Raw genomic sequence first — 2524 nt, 5'->3', positions numbered from 1 at the left:
TCGAGGCGCTGGGCCCGTATCCCGGCAGCTGCAGACCGTGGTTGGCCGCGACCCGGGTGGCCCGCCGTCCGTCCATGACGATGCCGCCCTCCGGGGTGCGCAGATCCAGCGGGGCCAGATGGTCCAGCCTGTGGAGGAAGCCCGTGGCCCAGAGGAGGACGTCGATCCCGAGGCGCCCGGAGGCAGGCACACGCCCCCAGTCGTATGCGACCGTCTCCGCTCCGCGAGGGTCCTGTCTTCCCACATGGGCAGCATCCGCGATCCCGGTCCACACCACTTCGTTCTGCCCCACCCGGTCGAACATGGGCATGCATGCGGGAAGCGTGCACAGCGTCGCCGCAGCCGCGGTTCCACGCGGCAGGCCCGTGTTGGAGACGACGGAACCCGGCGGCAGACCCTTCCGCACGCGCTCCTCCACCCGCGCGATCACCGCCTGCCCGTACTCGGGAGTGAACTCCTCCTCACGGATGTCAGGACGGCTGCGGGCGGCCCAGTACACCTCGGCGACGGACGCGAGCTCCTCGATGTGCTGAATCGCGGAGATCCCACCGCCGATCACCAACACCCGCGCTCCGCGGAAGTCCTCCGCCCGGGTGTAGTCGTGGGAGTGGAGGACCCTGCCGTGGAAGCCCTCCAGCCCCGGCACGTACGGACGCCGAGGCCGGTCCCAGGTGCCGGTGGCGCTCACCACTGCCTGCGCACGGACAGTGGCGGGTGCGGCCCCTCCCGGCGCGGTGAGCGTCGCGAGGAAATCCGTTCCGGGCCCGCCCGGCTGCGTGACGCGCTCCACCGTCACCGGCCTGTGCACCCGCAGCCCGTACCGGCGCTCGTCGCGGCCGTAGTAACGAGGAACGGTCAGCGCCGCCGGAACGGCCGCGTCCACGTCCAGAGCCTCGCGCAGCCCCCAGCCCGGCAGGTCGCTCACCCTGTTCGTCGTCTCCAGGGTCAGGCTCGGCCAGCGGTGCTGCCACGCACCGCCCGGCCCGGGGTTCTCGTCGATGAGCAGCAGCCTGTCCTCCGTGTCGAAGCCCCGTCTGCGCAGGTGATGCGCTGCGGAAAGACCCGCCTGCCCCATCCCGATCACGAGCACCTGCGTACGGTCCGGGAGCTCGGCGGTCACGGCTCGCGCCTCATCGTCCACTGTCCGTCCTCTCGCCGCTGCCCTCCGGTGCCGCCCACGCACTGCCGGCACGCAGCCGCCGCGCTGCCCGCGCATCCCGTGAAATCCGAAGCGACAGTATCACCGCCCGGAACCCTGCGCCGTGAGTCTCTTCACAGACTGCGCACCATCCGGCCGGTCACACATTCGGTACTCCAATCGAAGCGTAAGGTCACCTGCCATGAAGAGAATCCTTCCCCTCGCACTGTGCGCGGTCTTCGCGCTCTCCGCATGCGACTCCTCGACGGTCGACACCGCGGAATCCGACCGCGTCGCCGCTGCCGGCACCACCGCATCCGCCTCGCCCGCTGCCGCCGAGGCGGATGCGGCGGACAGAGATCCCTCCGACGCGGAGCCGGACAGCGCCCTGCGCATGCTCTACACACTCGACGTCAAGGGCCGAGCGCCCAAGACCGGGTACGACCGCGACGGTTTCGGCTGGCGCGACGACGTCGATCACAACGGCTGCGACACCCGCAACGACGTGCTCCGCCGCGACCTCACGGACATCACCCTGGCCGACGACGGCTGCGTGGTGCTGGGCGGAGCGCTGACGTCCACCTACAGCGGTGACACCTTCGACTTCATCCGCGGCGACGGCAACAACGTCGACATCGATCACGTCGTGGCCCTGTCCAACGCCTGGCAGACGGGAGCTCAGCAGCTCAGCGACGCCGAACGCCGGGAGCTGGCGAACGATCCGCTCAATCTGCTCGCCGTGGAGTCCTCCCTCAACAGGCAGAAGGGCGATGCGGACGCAGCGACGTGGCTCCCGCCCGAGCGCGGCTACCGCTGCGAGTACGTCTCCCGCCAGATCCGGGTGAAGCACGAGTACGACCTCTGGGTCACCCGTCCGGAGTTCGAGACCATGGAGGAGCTCCTCCTCGGCTGCGAGGAGCCCGCGTTCGACGATGACTCCGAGTGGCCGGACCGCTACGAGGGGGACGTGGACGACACCGACGCCTCCCGTACGGGATCGGGTGCATCAGGATCGAGTTCGTCCGGGTCCGGCTCCACAGGCTCCGGCTCTTCCAGCCCAGGCTCATCCGGCTCCGGCGGTGCGCACACCGGCGGAGCCGGCAGTGCACCTGACTCCGGCGGCGGAGCCTCCGGCGCCGCGTCCGGGCCGTTCGAGAACTGCGATGCGGCTCGCGCGGCGGGAGCCGCGCCCGTCCACGCCGGAGATCCCGGCTACGGCAGGCACCTGGACCGTGACGGCGACGGTGTCGGCTGCGAGTGAGCTCCGCTGACAGGTGAGGCGAGGAGGACGGCTGAGGTTCAGTCGTCCTCCTCGTCCATCGCGAGGAGGTCCTCACCGGAGAGACCGTCCTCGAAGGGATCCTCCCCACCGGCAGGGGCTTCGCC

Annotated in this window: 2 protein-coding genes; one reads left to right on the top strand and one right to left on the bottom strand. The window is 70.6% G+C overall.

Annotation, left to right across the window (positions count from 1 at the left end; all coding sequences use genetic code 11):
- A partial coding sequence (locus Q0A33_RS13445) for an NAD(P)-binding domain-containing protein (RefSeq protein WP_291797738.1) occupies nt 1-1120 on the bottom strand: 1120 nt, incomplete at its 3' end.
- A 220-nt stretch (nt 1121-1340) separates the two neighbouring features.
- On the opposite strand from Q0A33_RS13445, the gene Q0A33_RS13440 reads away from it, so the two are divergent.
- Nucleotides 1341-2399, top strand: a complete 1059-nt coding sequence (locus tag Q0A33_RS13440) for a DUF1524 domain-containing protein (protein ID WP_291797736.1) — start codon at nt 1341-1343, stop codon at nt 2397-2399.
- Nucleotides 2400-2524 lie beyond the last annotated feature (125 nt).

It is taken from the genome of Brevibacterium sp., assembly GCF_022712115.1.
Taxonomy (GTDB): domain Bacteria; phylum Actinomycetota; class Actinomycetes; order Actinomycetales; family Brevibacteriaceae; genus Brevibacterium; species Brevibacterium salitolerans.
Note: the sequence above shows the minus strand (reverse complement) of the source record. Positions and strands in the feature narration are given on the sequence as shown.

Coding starts and splice junctions, on each gene's coding strand:
- Q0A33_RS13440 (WP_291797736.1), top strand. CDS start 1,341: ATGAAGAGAATCCTTCCCCTCGCACTGTGCGCGGTCTTCGCGCTCTCC.